12 protein-coding genes are annotated in these 17,219 nt (G+C 45.0%); 8 read left to right on the top strand and 4 right to left on the bottom strand.

Annotated elements, in window-relative coordinates; genetic code table 11:
- The first annotated feature begins 170 nt into the window (after positions 1-170).
- Positions 171-773 (top strand): M23 family metallopeptidase, encoded by a 603-nt coding sequence (locus IM479_RS17155; RefSeq protein ID WP_286827153.1) that lies wholly within the window; start codon positions 171-173, stop codon positions 771-773.
- A 110-nt stretch (positions 774-883) separates the two neighbouring features.
- On the top strand, positions 884-1,846 hold the full coding sequence (locus IM479_RS17150) for a glycosyltransferase family 9 protein (protein WP_286827154.1): 963 nt from the start codon (positions 884-886) through the stop codon (positions 1,844-1,846).
- A gap of 60 nt (positions 1,847-1,906) precedes the next feature.
- On the opposite strand, the gene IM479_RS17145 is transcribed toward IM479_RS17150, so the two are convergent.
- On the bottom strand, positions 1,907-2,416 hold the full coding sequence (locus tag IM479_RS17145) for a YceD family protein (protein WP_287079726.1): 510 nt from the start codon (positions 2,414-2,416) through the stop codon (positions 1,907-1,909).
- A 269-nt stretch (positions 2,417-2,685) separates the two neighbouring features.
- Here IM479_RS17145 and IM479_RS17140 point away from each other — a divergent pair, with 269 nt between their 5' ends.
- Complete coding sequence (locus IM479_RS17140) at positions 2,686-3,639, top strand: tetratricopeptide repeat protein (RefSeq protein ID WP_287685780.1); 954 nt, start codon at positions 2,686-2,688, stop codon at positions 3,637-3,639.
- 13 nt (positions 3,640-3,652) lie between these two features.
- On the opposite strand, the gene IM479_RS17135 is transcribed toward IM479_RS17140, so the two are convergent.
- Positions 3,653-6,580, bottom strand: a complete 2,928-nt coding sequence (locus IM479_RS17135) for a DEAD/DEAH box helicase (protein WP_287685778.1) — start codon at positions 6,578-6,580, stop codon at positions 3,653-3,655.
- Between the two features lie 334 nt (positions 6,581-6,914).
- Here IM479_RS17135 and IM479_RS17130 point away from each other — a divergent pair, with 334 nt between their 5' ends.
- The 3 genes from IM479_RS17130 to IM479_RS17120 all read left to right on the top strand — a co-directional run bounded on the left by IM479_RS17130 (position 6,915) and on the right by IM479_RS17120 (position 9,384).
- On the top strand, positions 6,915-7,847 hold the full coding sequence (locus IM479_RS17130) for a GGDEF domain-containing response regulator (protein WP_287685782.1): 933 nt from the start codon (positions 6,915-6,917) through the stop codon (positions 7,845-7,847).
- A complete protein-coding gene (locus IM479_RS17125; RefSeq protein WP_287685776.1) occupies positions 7,844-8,626 on the top strand; it encodes a transporter substrate-binding domain-containing protein in 783 nt (260 codons plus the stop codon). The genes IM479_RS17130 and IM479_RS17125 overlap by 4 nt, the downstream gene beginning before the upstream one ends.
- A gap of 221 nt (positions 8,627-8,847) precedes the next feature.
- Complete coding sequence (locus IM479_RS17120) at positions 8,848-9,384, top strand: tetratricopeptide repeat protein (protein ID WP_286827160.1); 537 nt, start codon at positions 8,848-8,850, stop codon at positions 9,382-9,384.
- A 54-nt stretch (positions 9,385-9,438) separates the two neighbouring features.
- Here the strand turns inward: IM479_RS17120 and IM479_RS17115 are convergent, their stop codons facing one another.
- Entirely contained in the window at positions 9,439-11,238 is a 1,800-nt protein-coding gene (locus tag IM479_RS17115; RefSeq protein WP_287685774.1) for an SLC13 family permease, read from the bottom strand.
- Between the two features lie 4 nt (positions 11,239-11,242).
- Complete coding sequence (locus IM479_RS17110; RefSeq protein ID WP_287685772.1) at positions 11,243-14,023, bottom strand: cation-translocating P-type ATPase; 2,781 nt, start codon at positions 14,021-14,023, stop codon at positions 11,243-11,245.
- 311 nt (positions 14,024-14,334) lie between these two features.
- On the opposite strand from IM479_RS17110, the gene pds reads away from it, so the two are divergent.
- Complete coding sequence (gene pds, locus IM479_RS17105; protein WP_287685771.1) at positions 14,335-15,765, top strand: 15-cis-phytoene desaturase; 1,431 nt, start codon at positions 14,335-14,337, stop codon at positions 15,763-15,765.
- Between the two features lie 105 nt (positions 15,766-15,870).
- Entirely contained in the window at positions 15,871-16,803 is a 933-nt protein-coding gene (gene crtB, locus IM479_RS17100; RefSeq protein WP_287685770.1) for a 15-cis-phytoene synthase CrtB, read from the top strand.
- Positions 16,804-17,219: the final 416 nt, after the last annotated feature.

The raw sequence follows: 17,219 nt of genomic DNA, 5'->3' as shown, positions 1-17,219 counted from the left end.
TTCCCAAATGCGTTTAACCGCTATGGGATAGAGAGGTGCGTAGTTCACCCAAGGAGAATTAATCTCTCGAAGTAAAAGTGAAGGGAATTTCTGAAATGGAATTCAGTCTGTCTATATTTGACTATACTTTTACTAACTATATTTAATTTTGGTGTCTGGAGTTAAGTCTCATGCTCAAATATCTGCCTGTTAAATTCCTGCGTTTTTTAGCGATTAGCTGTCTTGTCACGCTAATTTCTCTAGGATTTGACCGTTTACACCCCGTTAAAGCTAATCCCACCCTCATAGCTCAAAATGCTTGGGCCGGGGCCTCCTTCCCCGTGGAAAACTTTCAAACCTATACCTCTGGTTTCGGTTATCGTTCCTCTCCCATGGATGGCAGTCAACAATTTCATGCTGGTTTAGACATGGCCGCACCCTTAGGCAGTTATATTCGCAATTGGTGGACTGGCAGAATCGTCGAATTATCGGATCATACAGGCTGTGGCACCATGATTAAGATGCAATCCGGTCAATGGACACATATTTATTGTCATCTCATGGGTTCGGTTCAATCCGATAGCCGCGGCACTTTTTTGATTGATAGGTCAGGAGGAATCGTCCTTACCCTTGGTCAGGATATACCAGCAGGGGCGCGCATGGCTAGAGTGGGAATGAGCGGACGCACCACCGGACCACACCTGCACTGGGGACTGATGTACGGCAATCAATACGTTGACCCCGCTTTGGTTTTAAATGCTATGTACGGTTCTAATCCTTCGGGTAATAGTTAAGAGAATCTGCGATCGCATTCTGTTCAGAAAAAACATCGCTGCCCAGATTTAGTGAATAACGAGGGACACTGCTAGAATTAAGCTGATCGATTCAGGTATATCCAGATAAAATGCGAATATTAACCCTTGTACCGGGAGGAATTAGCGATCAACTGCTGTTTTTTCCCACTCTAGAAACTCTCCGGCAAACTTACCCCCAAGGCAGCATCGATGTTTTGGTCGAACCTAGGGCCAAAGCTGCCTATCGTCTCTGTCCGCAGGTTAGGGAAGTGCTTTTATTTGACTATCGAGATCAGTACGGATTAGCGGATTATTTAAATATTTTGGGAGTAATTCGGGACCGGGAGTACGAAATCGCCATTAGTCTCACTAATCGTCCTGCTATCAATCTTTTACTCTGGTTAAATGGTGTTCCTAACCGTATAGGCTATGAAAATAATGGCAGCTGGTTCTTATCGGAACAAGTACCCCGGCCAAAGGAAGGCTATCTAGCGGATAATTATCACGATCTGGTCAAAGGGTTAAAGATTGCCCCACCCTGTCCACCTTTAAAAATAACCTTGAATCGGGATGATATCGATTGGGCGGAAATGGAGCAGAAACGCCTCGATATCAAGGATAGCGGCTATATTCTCCTCTACGCCGGCGGTAGCGATCTCAGCATCAGCCAAGGACTGGAAACGGTTTATCCCCTAGAGAGTTGGCTAGAAATTATCCAAGGCATTCGCCATCAACAACCGGATTTGCCAATTGTAGCGATCGAGGGAGATCTGGATGAAGCTTGGGTTTTAGCGCTCAAAGCCATGGATAATAACTTAAAAGTGTCCAGAACGGCTGATATCGGTAAAATGTCCGCCATGATCGCCGGTGCTAATTTATTGTTAGCTACCGAAAGTGTCCCTTTACAGTTAGCCGTGGCCGTGGGAACCTATACCCTCTCTCTGCTGGTTCCTTCGTTGCCTAAGAGAGTTTTACCGAGTGGGGGAGAGCTTCATCGATATATTGAAGCTAATACGGGAAAAGTCGCCGATATTACTCCCGAAACTGTCCTGAAAAAGATTTGGGGACGGTAAAGAATCGGGTTTCGATCGCTTTTCTCGTGGTCGAAACCCGAAAAAAATCGGCATCAAGGCTCAATTTTGCGATTGAGATAACTGACTTTTCAACGATTCTAGGGAGGCCCAACGACCATCGATGGCAGTATTTTCCGGAAGAAAAAAATCGGGTGGTTGACAATTGGCTCCGCAGAGTTGACGGGGGGGCAAAGTTAGACATAACTGCTCGTATAACCACATTTGCGGTTCAAAATCCCCGTTAGGATCGAGGGTTTCCGAGAGATCTTCGTAGGCTATTTCTCGCTCTAGAGGATAGGAGTTATCGTAGTCTTTATTTTTGTCTAGCCAGATTAATTCGGAAGTGTTTAATTGCAGACGATGATTATATTGTTGTAAACAGCGATCGCAGGTTAAGGTGACGATGGTTTCTGCTTTCACCGATACTTCCAAAAAATTGCCCCCATGTCTAACCAGCAAGGTCCCCCGCACTGGTGTCAAGGTTTCTAGACCGGGGATAAAATTATCGATGATGATCACTCTTTGTCGATCAGGAGATTTGAGGAGGTGGGGGATAAAAATAGTTTCCATAGATAACTCCTGTATCATTTATCGGTTATCGGGTGTCAACTGCGTTAGCGACGAGTTCCTTTATCAGCTTATCGCAGCCCCGACCTCTAGAGACATAGACCAGTCCTAGACTGTGGGAAGTGGGGTGTATTTTCAGTGAACAGTGAACAGTAAACAGTAATCAGTGAACTGAAAACTCACATCTGATAACTGATAACTGATAACTGATAACTGCATTTGACAGGCTGTCTGTTGATCGAGCGAGAAAGTTTCCTCAGAATTGGGAGTATATGCACAAAGATACTCCTATGTCAACGGTTTTGAAAAATTTTCTGCCTCACCTCGGTCGATTGGTTATTGTTGCACTGCTCTGTTCGCTGGTGCTGGGGGGATGGCCTCGGCAGGGAAAAGCGGCTCAATCAGTACATTTATCCTACTGGTTGCGATCGGGAATTGAACAACTAGAGGCAGGTAATTATCAGCAAGCTTTGCAGGATTTCAATCAGTCGATCGAACAGGAAAATAACTTGGCCCTAGCCTACAGTAATCGCTGTTTAACTCAGATTTATTTACAGGATTATCTCCACGCTTGGCAGGACTGCACCCGCTCTTTACAACAGCAATCCGATAATTATCTAGCCTATTTCCATCGGGGTTTAGCTTTTTATCGTTTGGGAGATTATCCACAGGCGCTGACCGATTATAACCAGACTATCCGGTTAAAACCCACCTATTATCAAGCCTACTATAATCGGGGTTTAGTTCAGGCGACCATGAAAAATCATCCCCTTGCCCTAGCTGATTTTAATCAATCCTTGCGTCAAATTACTAACTGGCAACCCGACGCTTTAGCCACTATTTATAATGATCGAGGTTTATCTCATTTAGCCCTCCACAATTTTACCTCAGCCAAAGCGGATTTTAATCAAGCTCTCCGGTTAAATAAAAATAATGCCTCAGCCTACTATAATCTAGCTTGTACCGCTCACCAATTAGGTGAATACGAGCGCTCGATCGCCGATTTAAATCGGGCGATTGCCATCGATCCTTTTTATGCCGATGCTTATATTAGAAGGGGATTACTGCGGCATCAATTGGGTTATTATCAATCGGCTTTAGCGGATTTAAATCAAGGAGCAAATCACCTCTATCAACAGGGATTGCACCACAATTATCGGCAAATCCTCGCCCTAATCGAGCAGATTCACCAACAGTTACTTTCCTTACCATCTCCCATTGTTTAAAAGAGTGATCAATTTACAGAGGAAAGCGCTTCATGGCTGTGACGGCGAGACGGGCATTATCTTTAAGGACTTGGGAAACTCGGGGAATTTGGGGAATTTGCCAGAGAACATCGACGGTGCGCCGTAATAATCGCACTAGATCTCCCTCATCGAGGCTAGTATTTTCGCACAATTCCGGCCAGGATGTCCCCTGGGCCCAACGGGAGGCAATCCCCATCAGTTGGGTTTCTAACCAGACGGGAATAGTGATATCGTAGCGAGATTGAGCTTGATAGAGTAAACGGCGAACTTCTCGCAGACCGGGGGAATTTCCCTCTCCTTGCCGCAAAATATCGATAACTTCTGGCACAGGCGGGTAATTGCACCAAGTATCGGGGCGAGGGGGTTCCGTAATCATGGCGCTGATGGCGGCGGCTAGCTGGCTAGGAGTCAATCTGTCCAAATCTCCGGACATCATCGCTAATCCTAACCAGAGTTCATTTTCCCCGCGAATAGTGGCCGCCGCTTCTCCGAGGGGAGTGGGCAAATAACCCTCTAATGCTTGGAATTCTCGCAAAATCTCGATTAGATTCAGAAATTCTTCCCAGTAGTAGGATTTACGGGATTGTTGTTTCTGGTATTTAATCTGGGCTTTGTGTAACTGATCGCGAGCAATCTCTCGATCGTAGTATAATTTCATCAATCGCCCCGGATTTTTGCGTTTTTGCAGGGGATGAGCGGCAATTTGACTATTGACAATTTCAAGTCTTTGTAATTGTGTTTCCAGTTCCGCCACTGGTGGGATGCCTTGCACTTGTTGGGGGATTAAATCGGCGATCGCCTGAGTATTTTCCTCACCCTTGCGCCAACCCCCTAGGGAAACTGCTTCCAGGGAAGGGGGTATTAGTTCGCCTAATTCCGCAGGAGAGAGAAAACCTCGATCGATCTCGCTAATATCGGCATAGGCGGCTAAATACCAGCGATTATCACTGCCTAAACAAACAAGGGTTCGCACTTGACCTGCCCCGTGCAGGGTATTGACAAAGATAGCGGGGACGGGGACGGGAACCTTAATATGTTTGCCCTTGAGGTGGAGGATAGTTCCGACGGGAATATTCGGCAATTTTAGATGTATTTCCTGTCTTTTCTGTGCTTCTGACTGACTAGCAAGGATTTTATACAGTCTTTCTTCCTCCCGCAGTCTTTCCCGTAGCTTTTCGTAACTGAAGACCTGCTCCCGTTCGATACCGGCTAATTCCATATCCAACTTAGCTAATTCGGTGGTTAAGGCGGTAATCTGTTGTCGTTCGGGGCTTAACTTCAAACGAGCGAGATATTCGGCGAAACTGCGCTCTAAGAGGTCTTTGGCCTCCTCTAGACTGTGTTTTTGCAGGAGATTTAAGACCATGCCGTAACTGGGCGCAAAACAGCTTTGCAGGGGTTCCGGTTGGGCGGTGGCCAGAAAAGCCGCTTCTTTTGCCCCTTCAAAGGGCGTTTGTACTGTCACCACATGGCCCACCGCATCCATTCCCCGACGACCAGCCCGGCCAGCAATCTGAACAAATTCCGAGGGAGTCAGCATACTATGGCCATCATCGGTGCGTTTGGAGAGGGCCGAGATGACGGTGGTGCGGGCGGGCATATTAATCCCGGCCGAGAGGGTAGCGGTGGCAAAAACCACCTTAATTAAACCGGCTTCAAAGAGTTGTTCGACTAATTCTTTCCAGAGGGGTAAAATCCCGGCATGGTGAACACCACAGCCCCGGGTGAGGGGTTCCACTTGGTCGGCGCGTACTAATTGGGAAGCACTGGCCAGGAATTCAAACAGTTGATTTTTCGTCTCGGGGTCGGCGGTTAAGAGGCGGAGGAGTTGATCGTCGGACTGGGGGTTATTAGCGAAAAAAGCCAGTAATTTTTGGTGTAGGGGCGGATTTTCGACGGCAAAGAAGGAAAGGGCGAGTTCTTGCAGATGGGGATTATCTTCTAGGAAGAAAATGAGTAAACGGTAGTAAATGGCTCTAGCTTCTTCTGGATTAACGAGATTAAGGTTTTTTAGCTCTCGAATCGCCTGATCGCAACCTTTGCGGCTGAAAATGACGTAAATGGCCGGGAGCATATCCTTGTCCCGCAGAGTGGTGACAATGGAGGCGATGGTGGGACAATCTTCTCGTTTTAAGCGTCGGGGTTTGCCTTGGCCGACTTTTGAGCGTAGTTTCGGGTTAACTTTGCTCTGTTTTGGGTCGAGCAGCGGGAATAATCCCTCTTTATTGGCGAAATAAAAGCGCAGGGGGACGGGGCGAAAATCGGAGTTAATTAGCTCACAGCTGGAGGTCTGCTTATTGTCGCCGGGTTGGGGCAGTTGCCGCACCCAGTTAATCCAGTCGGTGAGTTCTCCGGGGTTGCCGATGGTGGCGGAGAGGGCCACTAATTGGATACTAGGGGGACAGTAGATAATTGATTCTTCCCAAACGGTGCCGCGACCTCGATCGCTGATATAGTGACATTCATCGAGAACTAGGGTTTCCACGTTTTCTAGGGAAGTGCCTACCTCACCGATCGGGGTTTGATACAGCATATTGCGAAAAATTTCTGTAGTCATGACTACAATTAATGCTGAAGGATTGATCACCACATCGCCGGTAATCAATCCCACTTCGGCAAAAAGCAGCGGGGAATCCTCATCGCCATCGGTGGGGGTGCGACCGAATTTTTCTTGAAAATCCCGGAATTTTTGGTTAGAAAGAGCTTTCAGGGGAGTGGTGTAGAAAACCCGTTTGCCCCTTTCTAGGGCGCGATAGATAGCGTATTCTCCGATTAAAGTTTTGCCGGAACCCGTGGGAGCGCAGACAACCACTGATTTACCAGCAGCGAGAGCGGCGATCGCCGAGTGCTGGAAGTCGTCGAGTTTAAAGGGAAAAATGGTTTTGAGATCCAAAGAAGTAGGGTTAAGGGACTCTTTCACGTCAAGTCTAAGAGGAGAAATTTTTTAAATTGTGGCTATTCTGGCTGGCTTTTTTTATTCTAGTCGAAAAAAGCGGACTTCTAGAAACTAGGGACAAGCTTAACCTTTGGGGGTGATGCCCAATACCATCATACTTCATTTTTATCAGAAATGCTGTAAGCTAAGAGGTATTTAAACCGCTTATTCTTAGATTAGCCGAATCTCTCCCAATCCCTTTACTGTTGACTGTTGCCTCTTGCCTCGTCTGGCCCAAGCAATTTAAATTACGAACAGCTTATCACTAATAATTGTATCTCTATTTTCTCCTTAACTTGATTACTTATACTTACTGATGATGATTAAATTTTCTGCTGAAGACTGTCTAGTTTTAGTTGTTGATGATGTCGGCAAAAATCTCCAATTAGCTGTGGGTATTCTTGATTCTGCTGGTTATGCCACCAGTTTTGCTAGTAGTGTTAAACAGGCAATAGAACGAGTAAAAACTGCTAATCCTGACCTAATTCTTCTTGACTTAATGATGCCAGATATGGGGGGAATAGAACTTTGTCGAAGACTAAAAACTGAAACTTTATACGCTCATATACCAATTATCTTTGTGACAGATAGTAAGAAAAAAGAAGATATTCTCAATGCTTTTAATTCTGGGGCTGTGGACTATGTAAATAAACCCTTTTATAGTTGGGAACTGTTAGCCAGAGTTAAAATTCATCTAGAACTAAAAAAGACTCAAGAAGAACTGAAAAATATCAATTCTCAACTAGAAAAGCTAGTCAGAACTGATAGCCTAACGGGGGTAAATAATCGTCGAGAGATTCTCCACTTAGGGGAGAAAGAATTTCAACGATGTCGTCGTTATCATCGTTATTTTTCGGTTCTATTCATCGATATCGACCATTTTAAACATATTAACGATACCTTTGGTCATACCCTGGGAAACAAAACTTTAATTACTGTCGCTGGGGCAATTAAAACCTGTCTGCGTCAAGTGGATAGTTTTGGGCGCTTTGGGGGCGAGGAATTTGTCGCTATTCTCCCAGAAACTAATCTTGAAGATGCTACTACCACAGCCCAGCGCATTTGTCAAGTAATTAACAAGTTAAATATTGAACTTGATCAACAAAAAGTGCGAGTTACTGCTAGTATCGGTGTGGCAACATTTAGCCCTCAAGATAATAATCTAGAAGAGGTGATCGAGCGGGCTGATCATGCCATGTTAGCCGCTAAAAATCAAGGCAGAAATCGGGTTATTGTAGGTAAAACAGTATGAAAAATTTGTTATTTATTCTTGGTTTTTTGCTCTTAGGTGTAGCCCCAAGTTTTAGCGCCGATCTCGATACGATTATACGCCGGGAAAAATTAATTGTCGCTGTCAAAAATAATCTCCCTCCCCTCGCTTTCCTTGATTCTCAGGGCAATCTGCAAGGATTGGAAATCGACATCGCTAAACGTCTAGCTGAAGAAATTCTCGGTTCTGACAGTGCTATTATTCTCAAACCCGTTAGTAATCAAGAGCGTTTACAGGTGGTTATTGATGATCGGGTGGATTTGGCGATCGCTCGTGTGGCGATTACTCCCGCACGTCAGCGCTTAGTGGATTTTAGCCCCTTTTATTACCTCGATAGCAGCGGTTTTGTGACGAAAAACCTGCTATTTCAGCGTTTAGAAGACCTAGCTAACTCTAGAATCGCCGTACTCAACCGCTCGACGACAATCGCCCTTGTGCGTTCCCATTTACCTAACGCTACCCTGCGCGGGGTTGCTTCCTATCAAGAAGCTTTAAATTTACTGGAAACGGGGGAAATAGACGCTTTTGCGGCTGATAATAGCCTTTTAACCGGTTGGGTGCAGCAATTCCCCAATTATCGTCAATTACCGATCCAGTTGGGGGCTATCGCTCTAGGAGTCGTTCTCCCTAAAGGTTTACAGTACCAAAGTCTCCGAGAACGCGTCAATCAAGCGATCGAGCGGCTAGAATCCACCGGCTGGTTAGCAGAACGGGTGAACTATTGGGGCTTACCTCTGAGAATTCGGGAAATGGGGAGATAGGGAGATAGGGAGATAGGTTGTGGGGTGTGGGGTTGGGGTGTGGGGTGTGGGGAGATGGGAGTTTTTTGCTGTGAGCAATCAATGAACAGTAATCAGTGAACTGAAAACTGAAATCTGATCACTGATAACTGATAACTGATCACTGATCACTGATAACTGACTAAATCCTGCTATAATCTGATTGAATAAGTATAAAAATATTAATTGCTCGATCGCTAATTATGGAAGATACCCTACCGCTTATTTACGTTTCTGGATTGCTAATTTTCGTGATTGGTTTAGGAATTTTTGTCATCGTGCAAATCTTTAAAACCCGTCGAGTAGAAGGAACCTTTAACAAGCTACAAAAGAAATTGCAAAAAGAAAAAGGTACAGCTAAAGAATACTATGAATTAGGGAGTCTTTATCTTGATAAAAAACTCTATGTTCAAGCATTGAGTTTACTACAAAAGGCTTTAAAAATCTCTGGGGAAGAAAGCATCGAACCAGAAAATCAAGCCCTAATCTACAATGCGCTCGGTTTTTCCTATTTTGCCCAAGAACAATTAGAATTAGCGATTCGTAACTACAAAGAAGCAATTAAACTTTATCCTCAATATTCGATCGCTCTCAATAATCTTGGCAATGTTTACGAAAAGAAACAAATGGCTAAAAAAGCTCTCGAAACCTACGAAGAAACTCTCAAATTTGATCCTAATAATACCGTGGCGAAAAAGCGAGCCGAATCCCTGCGTAAACGCTTCGCCGAATCGAAATAGTTTTGACGACTATCAAATTCTTTTTAGAGAGCGAAGAATCTTCGCTCTCTTTCTTTATTTCAAGCCATAAAACAAGACAATTAAAACTGGGGTTAAAATCGTCAAAATTAAATTTAGGGGCGCACCCAAACGGGTAAAATCGAGGAATTTATAGCCCCCGGGTGCATAAACCATAGTGTTAGTTTGATAGCCAATCGGTGTTAGATAACTATTAGAAGCAGCAAAGGTGACAGCATACATAAAAGCCAAAGGATTTAAACCCAAAGTTTTCGCCACTTCCACGGCGACGGGAATCATTAAAACCACGGCGGCGTTATTAGAGAGGATTTCGGTTAAAACTGAAGTAATCAGATAGAAGAAAACTAAGATCCAAAACCCCGAAAGATTGCCGCCGATAGCCACTAAATTATCCGCCAACCATTTAGTCGTTCCTGAGTTATCCATGGCAGTACCCAGGGGAATTAAACCCGCTAATAAAAAGATAATATCCCAACGAATGGAACCATAGACTTCCCCCGGTTTTAGACAGCCAGTAATTACCATTAAAACCACCCCAACTAAACTGGTGACGAGAATCGGTTGAATATCAAAAGCGGCAATAATAATCACCAACAAAGTAATCATTAAAGCAATAATGCCCTTATCCTGTCGCAATGATTCAATTTCTTTCTCTTCTAAAACTAATAATTCTCGCGTGGTTTGTAAACCAATAAAACTCTGTTTTGGTCCTTGAACCAAGAGCAAATCGCCAAACTTTAAAGGAATTTTTCCTAATCTTCCTTGCAGTAATTCTGAACCACGCCGAATCGCCAAAACCGTGGCGTTATAACGCTGACGGAATTTCAAATCTTTTAAAGTTGTCCCAATTAAACGGGAATTAGAGAGAATCAAAACCTCGGCTAATTTTTCCTCACCTGTAGTAATTGTCGATTCAATATCTTCTTTATGAAATTTGACATCGGCAAAGATTTCTAAGCCTCGTTCATCTTTAATCTTTAATAGTTCTTCCCGACTACTGTGAACGATTAAAATATCGCCAGCATTGAGAACTTTATCAGCTAAAGGTTGGGACAAATGTACCTTATTTCTGATTAATTCCAACACATCAAAATTAAACTTTCTTTGTAGTCCACTTTGGGATAAAGTTTGACCGATAAGATTAGAACGAGGGCTAATAATTACCTCACTCAGATATACTTTAGAACCATAATCATCCTCTAAAAATTCCCCGGTGGAAGATTTGCGATCGGGTAGTAATTTCGGAGCAAAAATTGTTAAATAAATCAAACCTGCCAAAAAAGTAACTACTCCCAAAGCAGTGAATTGAAATAAGCTAAATTCCCCATAACCCAGCTTGGCAGAAATACCACTAGCGAGAATGTTAGTAGAAGTTCCCACCACGGTAATCATCCCCGCTAAAACCGTCGCGTAGGAAAGGGGAATTAATAACTTAGAAGGAGAAATTTTTTGTTTTTTACACCAATCTTCAACGATGGGTAAAAAGATTGCCACCACTGCCGTGTTATTAATAAAAGCACTAATTGGCCCCACTAATGCCCCTAGGACAAATACCTGTTGGTGGGGATTTTTTCCCCCCCAAACCAGCAAGCGATCGCGAATTACTTGAATCACTCCCGTGCGGGTAATTCCAGCACTAAGCACAAACATCGCCATCACCGTCACCGTGGCAGAATTACTAAATCCCGCGATACCTTCTTCGGGAGTAACTAAACCCAAAAGAATGAGGACAATAGCCACGCATAAAGCGGTTAAATCTACTGGTAGCCATTCCGCCACGAAAGCGACTAAAGCAACGACTAAAACCGTTAAAGTCAGAATAATTGGTGTTGGCATTGATTTATTTTTTCGTCATGAACCAGCGAATAAATAACTTCTCCAACTCAATCCAAACAAACATTAAGGCACTAAATCCAAAACAGACTAATAATTCTGTGCCACTAATCCATTGAGTGCCGAAGAAGTTTTGTAGGGGAGGAGCATAAATTAACAACAATTGTAGGATCGTTGTCAAGCCCACGGCGGCGATAATGTAAGGATTAGAGAAGGGATTCATTTGCACCGCTAACTGGGTATGGGAACGCACCGCTAAAGCATGACCCATTTGTGCTAAACAGAGGGTAGTAAATACCATAGTTTTCCAACGTCCAGGATCTCCGATTTCCGGGGTTGCCTGAGTATATTGGTAAGCCCAGTACATCATAATAATGGTGAGAATGGCAAAGACGATGCCGATGCGAATCATATACCAACCCAAACCGCGGGCGAAAATGCTTTCCCGGGGGCTAAAAGGTGGACGTTTCATCACATTAGGTTCGGCGGGTTCCATTGCCAGAGCAAGAGCCGGTAAACCGTCGGTGACAAGGTTCATCCAGAGGATTTGCAAGGGAGAAAGGGGTACACCGCCTAAACCGAGCAGAGGAGCCGCTGCAATCGTTAAAACCTCGCCAATATTACTGCCGAGAATGTATTTAATAAAGCGCCGAATGTTACTGTAAACCACGCGCCCTTCTTCAGTGGCAGCGACGATGGTGGCAAAATTATCATCCAGCAAAATCATATCACTGGCTTCTTTGCTGACATCGGTTCCGGTAATGCCCATGGCGATACCGATATCCGCTTGTTTTAGTGCCGGAGCATCGTTCACCCCGTCCCCCGTCATGGCGACGAATTTGCCCCGTTTTTGCAAAGCTTGGACGATTCTCAGCTTATGTTCGGGAGAAACGCGAGCATAGACGCTCACACTATCTACCTCTCCCTCTAGGTCATTCTGAGACATTTTTTCTAATTCTTTCCCAGTGATTACTCGCTCCCCGACAGCAGCAATGCCCAATTCAATGGCGATCGCCTTGGCCGTTAGTTGGTGATCTCCGGTAATCATAATCGGACGAATTCCCGCTTGACGACAGAGAGCAACCGCTTCTTTAACTTCTTTGCGGGGTGCATCGAGCATTCCCACCAATCCCAACCAAACCAGGGATTGTTCCTCACTATCTTCTTTTTCCACTTCTGGCACTTCTGTCATCGGTTTATAGGAAAAACCTAAGACTCGTAGGCCATTACCCGCCATTTCGTCATTTTGTGCCAAAATACGGCTTCTTTGTTCAGCTGTTAAGGGTTGACTTTCCGCCCCAACTTGGATCAGAGAACAACGTTCGAGAATTAATTCCGGTGAGCCTTTGGTAAACATTAAATAGGCAGAATCCCCCAAACCTAACTGGGCATTCTCACAGATTACTGACATTCTCTTTCTTTCGGAAGAAAAGGGAAATTCGCCTAAACGAGGGCTTTTTGGCTGCAATGCTTCCCGATATAGTCCTCCTTTACCCGCTAACGTCAGTAAAGCTCCTTCGGTGGGATCGCCTAAAATTAACCATTCTTGCTCTTTATTTTGCAAAAGTGCATCATTACACAGCACACAAGCCGTTAAAATTGCCTGTAGTTCGGGATCACTTTCACTAGCACCACTAAACTCACCGATGGGCGCGTAACCTTCCCCCGTGACAGTAATTGTCTGCGCGGAAGTATTAACTTTCTGTACCACCATTTTATTTTGAGTTAAAGTTCCGGTTTTATCGGAGCAAATCGTCGTTACCGAGCCTAAAGTTTCCACTGCCGGCAATTTACGGATTAAAGCTTGTCTTCTCACCATTCTTTGGGTTCCAATTGCCAATGTCACCGTTACCACTGCCGGTAAACCTTCGGGAACAACGGCCACAGCCATACTGAGGGAAGTTTCGAGGAATGATTCAAAAAACTGCCAACCAAAGCGAATTACACCGCCAAGGACGACTACCGCCACTAAAGCTAGGGAACTACTCACTAAAACGTTACCTAACTGCGACATTCGCCGCTGTAGGGGAGTTGGTTCACTTTCTACTCCTTGCAACAAAGCGGCGATTTTCCCGATTTCCGTATCCATTCCCGTCTTGGTAATCGCCACTTTACCCCGCCCCTGTACTACTTCAGTACCCTGATAGACGAGGTTAATGCGATCGCCTAAAGAGGCATCTTCCGGTAAAACCTTCTGTGCTTGTTTATTCACCGATTCCGCTTCACCCGTGAGGGCAGCTTCGCGGATTTGCAGGTTTTGTGCTTCTAATAATCTGCCATCGGCGGCAATTTGTACCCCCGCTTCCAGTAACATGATATCCCCGGGGACAAGTTCCTTGGCCGCCACTTCAAAGGTGCTACCATTACGGATAACCCGGACTTTCGGCGAGGATAACTGCTTAAGGGCTGCTAAAGCCTTTTCTGCCCGACTTTCCTGGAAATATCCTAAAAAACCGTTTAAAATAACAATTATAAAAATAGCGATCGCGTCTTTGGGAAATTCCCCTTTTTTCAGGTCTAAAACTGCCGAAACCACCGCCACGGCAATCAGCATCACTAACATAATGTTAGTAAACTGTTCCCATAAAATCACTAACGGGCTACGTCCCCCCGTTTCTTTTAGTTCATTTAAACCGAAAATATCCTTTCTTTTAACAATTTCCGCCTCGATTAAGCCGGTTTCCCCATTGGTTCTCAGTATTTCTAGGGTTTGTTCGCCAGTTAAATTATGCCAAGCACGATTATTCTCTATTTCCGAGACTTGGGGGGACGTAGTGGGAAAAGTCATAGCGATTGATTGAAGAGGGTGTACGCGTGAACTAAAAAGGTGAGCGAGTTAAGCTAATTACATATCACAATATCAGTTATCAGTTATCAGTGACCAGTAAGCAGTGACCAGTAAGCAGTTATCAGTGACCAGTAAGCAGTAAGCAGTTATCAAGGAAGTGGGGAGTGGGAAGTGGGGAACACCGGAGCACCGGAGCACCGGAGTACCGGAGAAAAAAGCTGATAGCTAATAAGCTGAAAAAAATGTAACGAAATGTGAAGTATAATAGCGAATGTGATAAAGACAAGACATTAGAGAGTAGATAGGAAACGATGCGAGTTGCGATCGCTGGTGCGGGACTAGCCGGATTATCTTGTGCGAAATACCTTGTCGATGCGGGACATACGCCCATCGTACTGGAACGTCGCGATGTATTAGGGGGAAAAATTGCCGCTTGGAAAGATGCCGATGGGGACTGGTACGAAACCGGTTTACATATCTTCTTTGGCGCTTATCCCAATATGCTGCAATTATTCCAAGAATTAGGCATAGAAGATCGCCTACAGTGGAAAGAACACTCGATGATCTTCAATCAGCCGGAAAAACCGGGGACTTATTCGCGGTTTGACTTCCCAGATATTCCCGCCCCAATTAACGGTATTGTTGCCATTCTCCGCAATAATGATATGTTAACTTGGGAGGAAAAAATTAAATTTGGACTCGGTTTAATTCCTGCCATTGTTAAAGGCCAAAGTTACGTCGAGGAGATGGATAAATATTCTTGGTCGGAATGGTTAGAGAAACAAAACATACCGCCTAGGGTAGAAAAAGAAGTGTTTATCGCTATGTCGAAAGCCCTAAACTTTATCGATCCTAACGAGATTTCCGCAACAATTCTACTAACAGCCCTCAACCGCTTTTTACAGGAGAAAAACGGCTCAAAAATGGCTTTTCTCGACGGTTCACCCCCGGAAAGACTCTGCCAACCTTTAGTCGATTACATCACCGCTAGAGGTGGAGAAGTGCGCTTAAATGCCCCTTTAAAAGAGATACTCTTAAATGAAAACTGCACAGTTAAAGCCTTCTTAATGCGCGGTTTAGACGGTGGGGAAGATTATCTTTTTGAAGCCGATCTTTATGTGTCTGCGATGCCTGTAGATCCTTTAAAAGTTTTACTACCCAAACCTTGGCAAGAAGATACATTCTTTCAAAAATTAGAAGGATTAGAAGGGGTTCCCGTCATTAATTTACACCTCTGGTTTGATCGCAAACTAACCGACATCGATCATTTATTATTCTCCCGTTCGCCCTTACTCAGTGTTTATGCTGACATGAGCAACACCTGTAAAGAATACGCTAACCCCGATCGCTCGATGTTAGAATTAGTTCTCGCTCCCGCTCAGGATTGGATTAGCAAATCCGATGAAGAAATTATCGCCGCCACGATGAAAGAACTAGAAAAACTCTTTCCCCAACATTTTACTGGCGATAATCCCAGTCAATTGTTAAAATATCATCTGGTGAAAACTCCCCGATCAGTTTATAAAGCCACCCCTGGCCGACAAGCTTATCGACCTTCTCAAAAAACTCCGATCGAGAATTTTTATCTCGCCGGTGACTATACCATGCAAAAATATTTAGGAAGCATGGAAGGAGCAGTTTTATCGGGGAAATTAGCGGCAGCAGTGATCAGCAAAGATCACCCCGCAGCACCGCTAAACCCGAATAAAACCCAATCTACACCAGTGTCCAGCGCTCGTTAATTCTCTGGCTAGGGACTAATGACGAAAATGGCCTTGAGTGAGACAATGCTATATCATTAGCCACAGTTCGCCGTTAATCTAAGTCAATCATTCCGCCCCAGCAGAATGCTCCAATTGCCAAAACCGACCCACCCCACCAAACCCCTCGTCTCCCTTGCGGAGTCCTACGAACTCTGTCGCCGGATTACAGAGAAGTATTCCAAAACGTTTTATCTCGGTACTCTCCTGATGCCGAAAGCAAAACGTCAAGCGATCTGGGCAATTTATGTCTGGTGTCGTCGTACCGATGAACTGGTCGATGGACCCCAAGCCCGGTTAACTACACCTGAAACCCTTGATTTATGGGAAAAACAGCTAGAAACCGCCTTTTCTGGGGTTTCCCTTGAGGATGCCGATGTCGCTCTCGTGGATACTCTAGAAAAGTTCCCCATGGATATCCAACCCTTTCGGGATATGATCGCCGGGCAACAGATGGATCTCTATCGCAGTCGTTATCAAACCTTTGATGAACTAAAACTGTACTGCTATCGGGTGGCGGGGACGGTGGGGTTAATGTCCAGCGCGGTGTTAGGATTGGAAGATGGCGATCGCTCGGCTCCTTGGCGGCGCAATCAAAGCGTCTATATTCCGCAAGAAGAAGCGATCGATCTCGGTATTGCCAATCAATTAACCAATATTTTGCGGGATGTGGGGGAAGATGTCCATCGTGGGCGGATTTATCTACCTTTAGAGGATTTAGAGCGTTTTAACTACAGCGAAGACGATTTACTCAAAGGGGTTAATGATCACCGTTGGCAGGCGTTAATGCGCTTCCAAATTGAGCGCGCTCGTTATTACTACGATTCCGCCGAAAGGGGGATTCGCGCCCTTAATCCCGATTCCCGTTGGCCGGTTTGGGCGGCTTTACTGCTTTATCAAGGCATTTTAGACGTAATTGAAGCAAATAACTACGATGTCTTCGCCCGTCGTGCCTTCGTGCCTTTACCCAAGAAAATGCTCTATTTACCCGTGGCTTGGTTGCGATCGCAAGCGTTATAAAAATTCGACGGGTTTTGCTGCTTGCCGACTCCACCCGTCGAGTCTCAACTAGGGTTTGCGGCAAAAAGTTTTTCGCGGGGGCAGGGTGTGGGTTGTGGGGTGTGGGGTGTGGGTTTTCAGAGCGATTTAGGAGTCACCAACCAGAAAGGTCCGGTTTCCGTGCAGGGAACATCTCGATCGCTTTCGTAAACCACAAGACTGTCTTGCCGATCCAAAACTAACGCTTCTCCTAGACGGACGTAGGAGATAAACGGGACAAGATAGCGGACGACCGGCTCATCGAAAATTTTGGGTGGGAAACCCCGCCGTTCTAGGTTGGCTTTACGTTAGAATTAAAAAGACCGTCTCGAAAACCAAGTGGGCGGACAGCACCTTGAAAACTCGGCTTAGGGGGTTCCGTTCAGAAAAGCTTGTCC

Origin of the sequence: Microcystis sp. M165S2 (assembly GCF_020245885.1) — a bacterium.
Taxonomy (GTDB): Bacteria; Cyanobacteriota; Cyanobacteriia; order Cyanobacteriales; family Microcystaceae; genus Microcystis.
The sequence above is the reverse complement of the archived record's forward strand: the minus strand, read 5'-3'. Positions and strand labels throughout refer to the sequence as shown.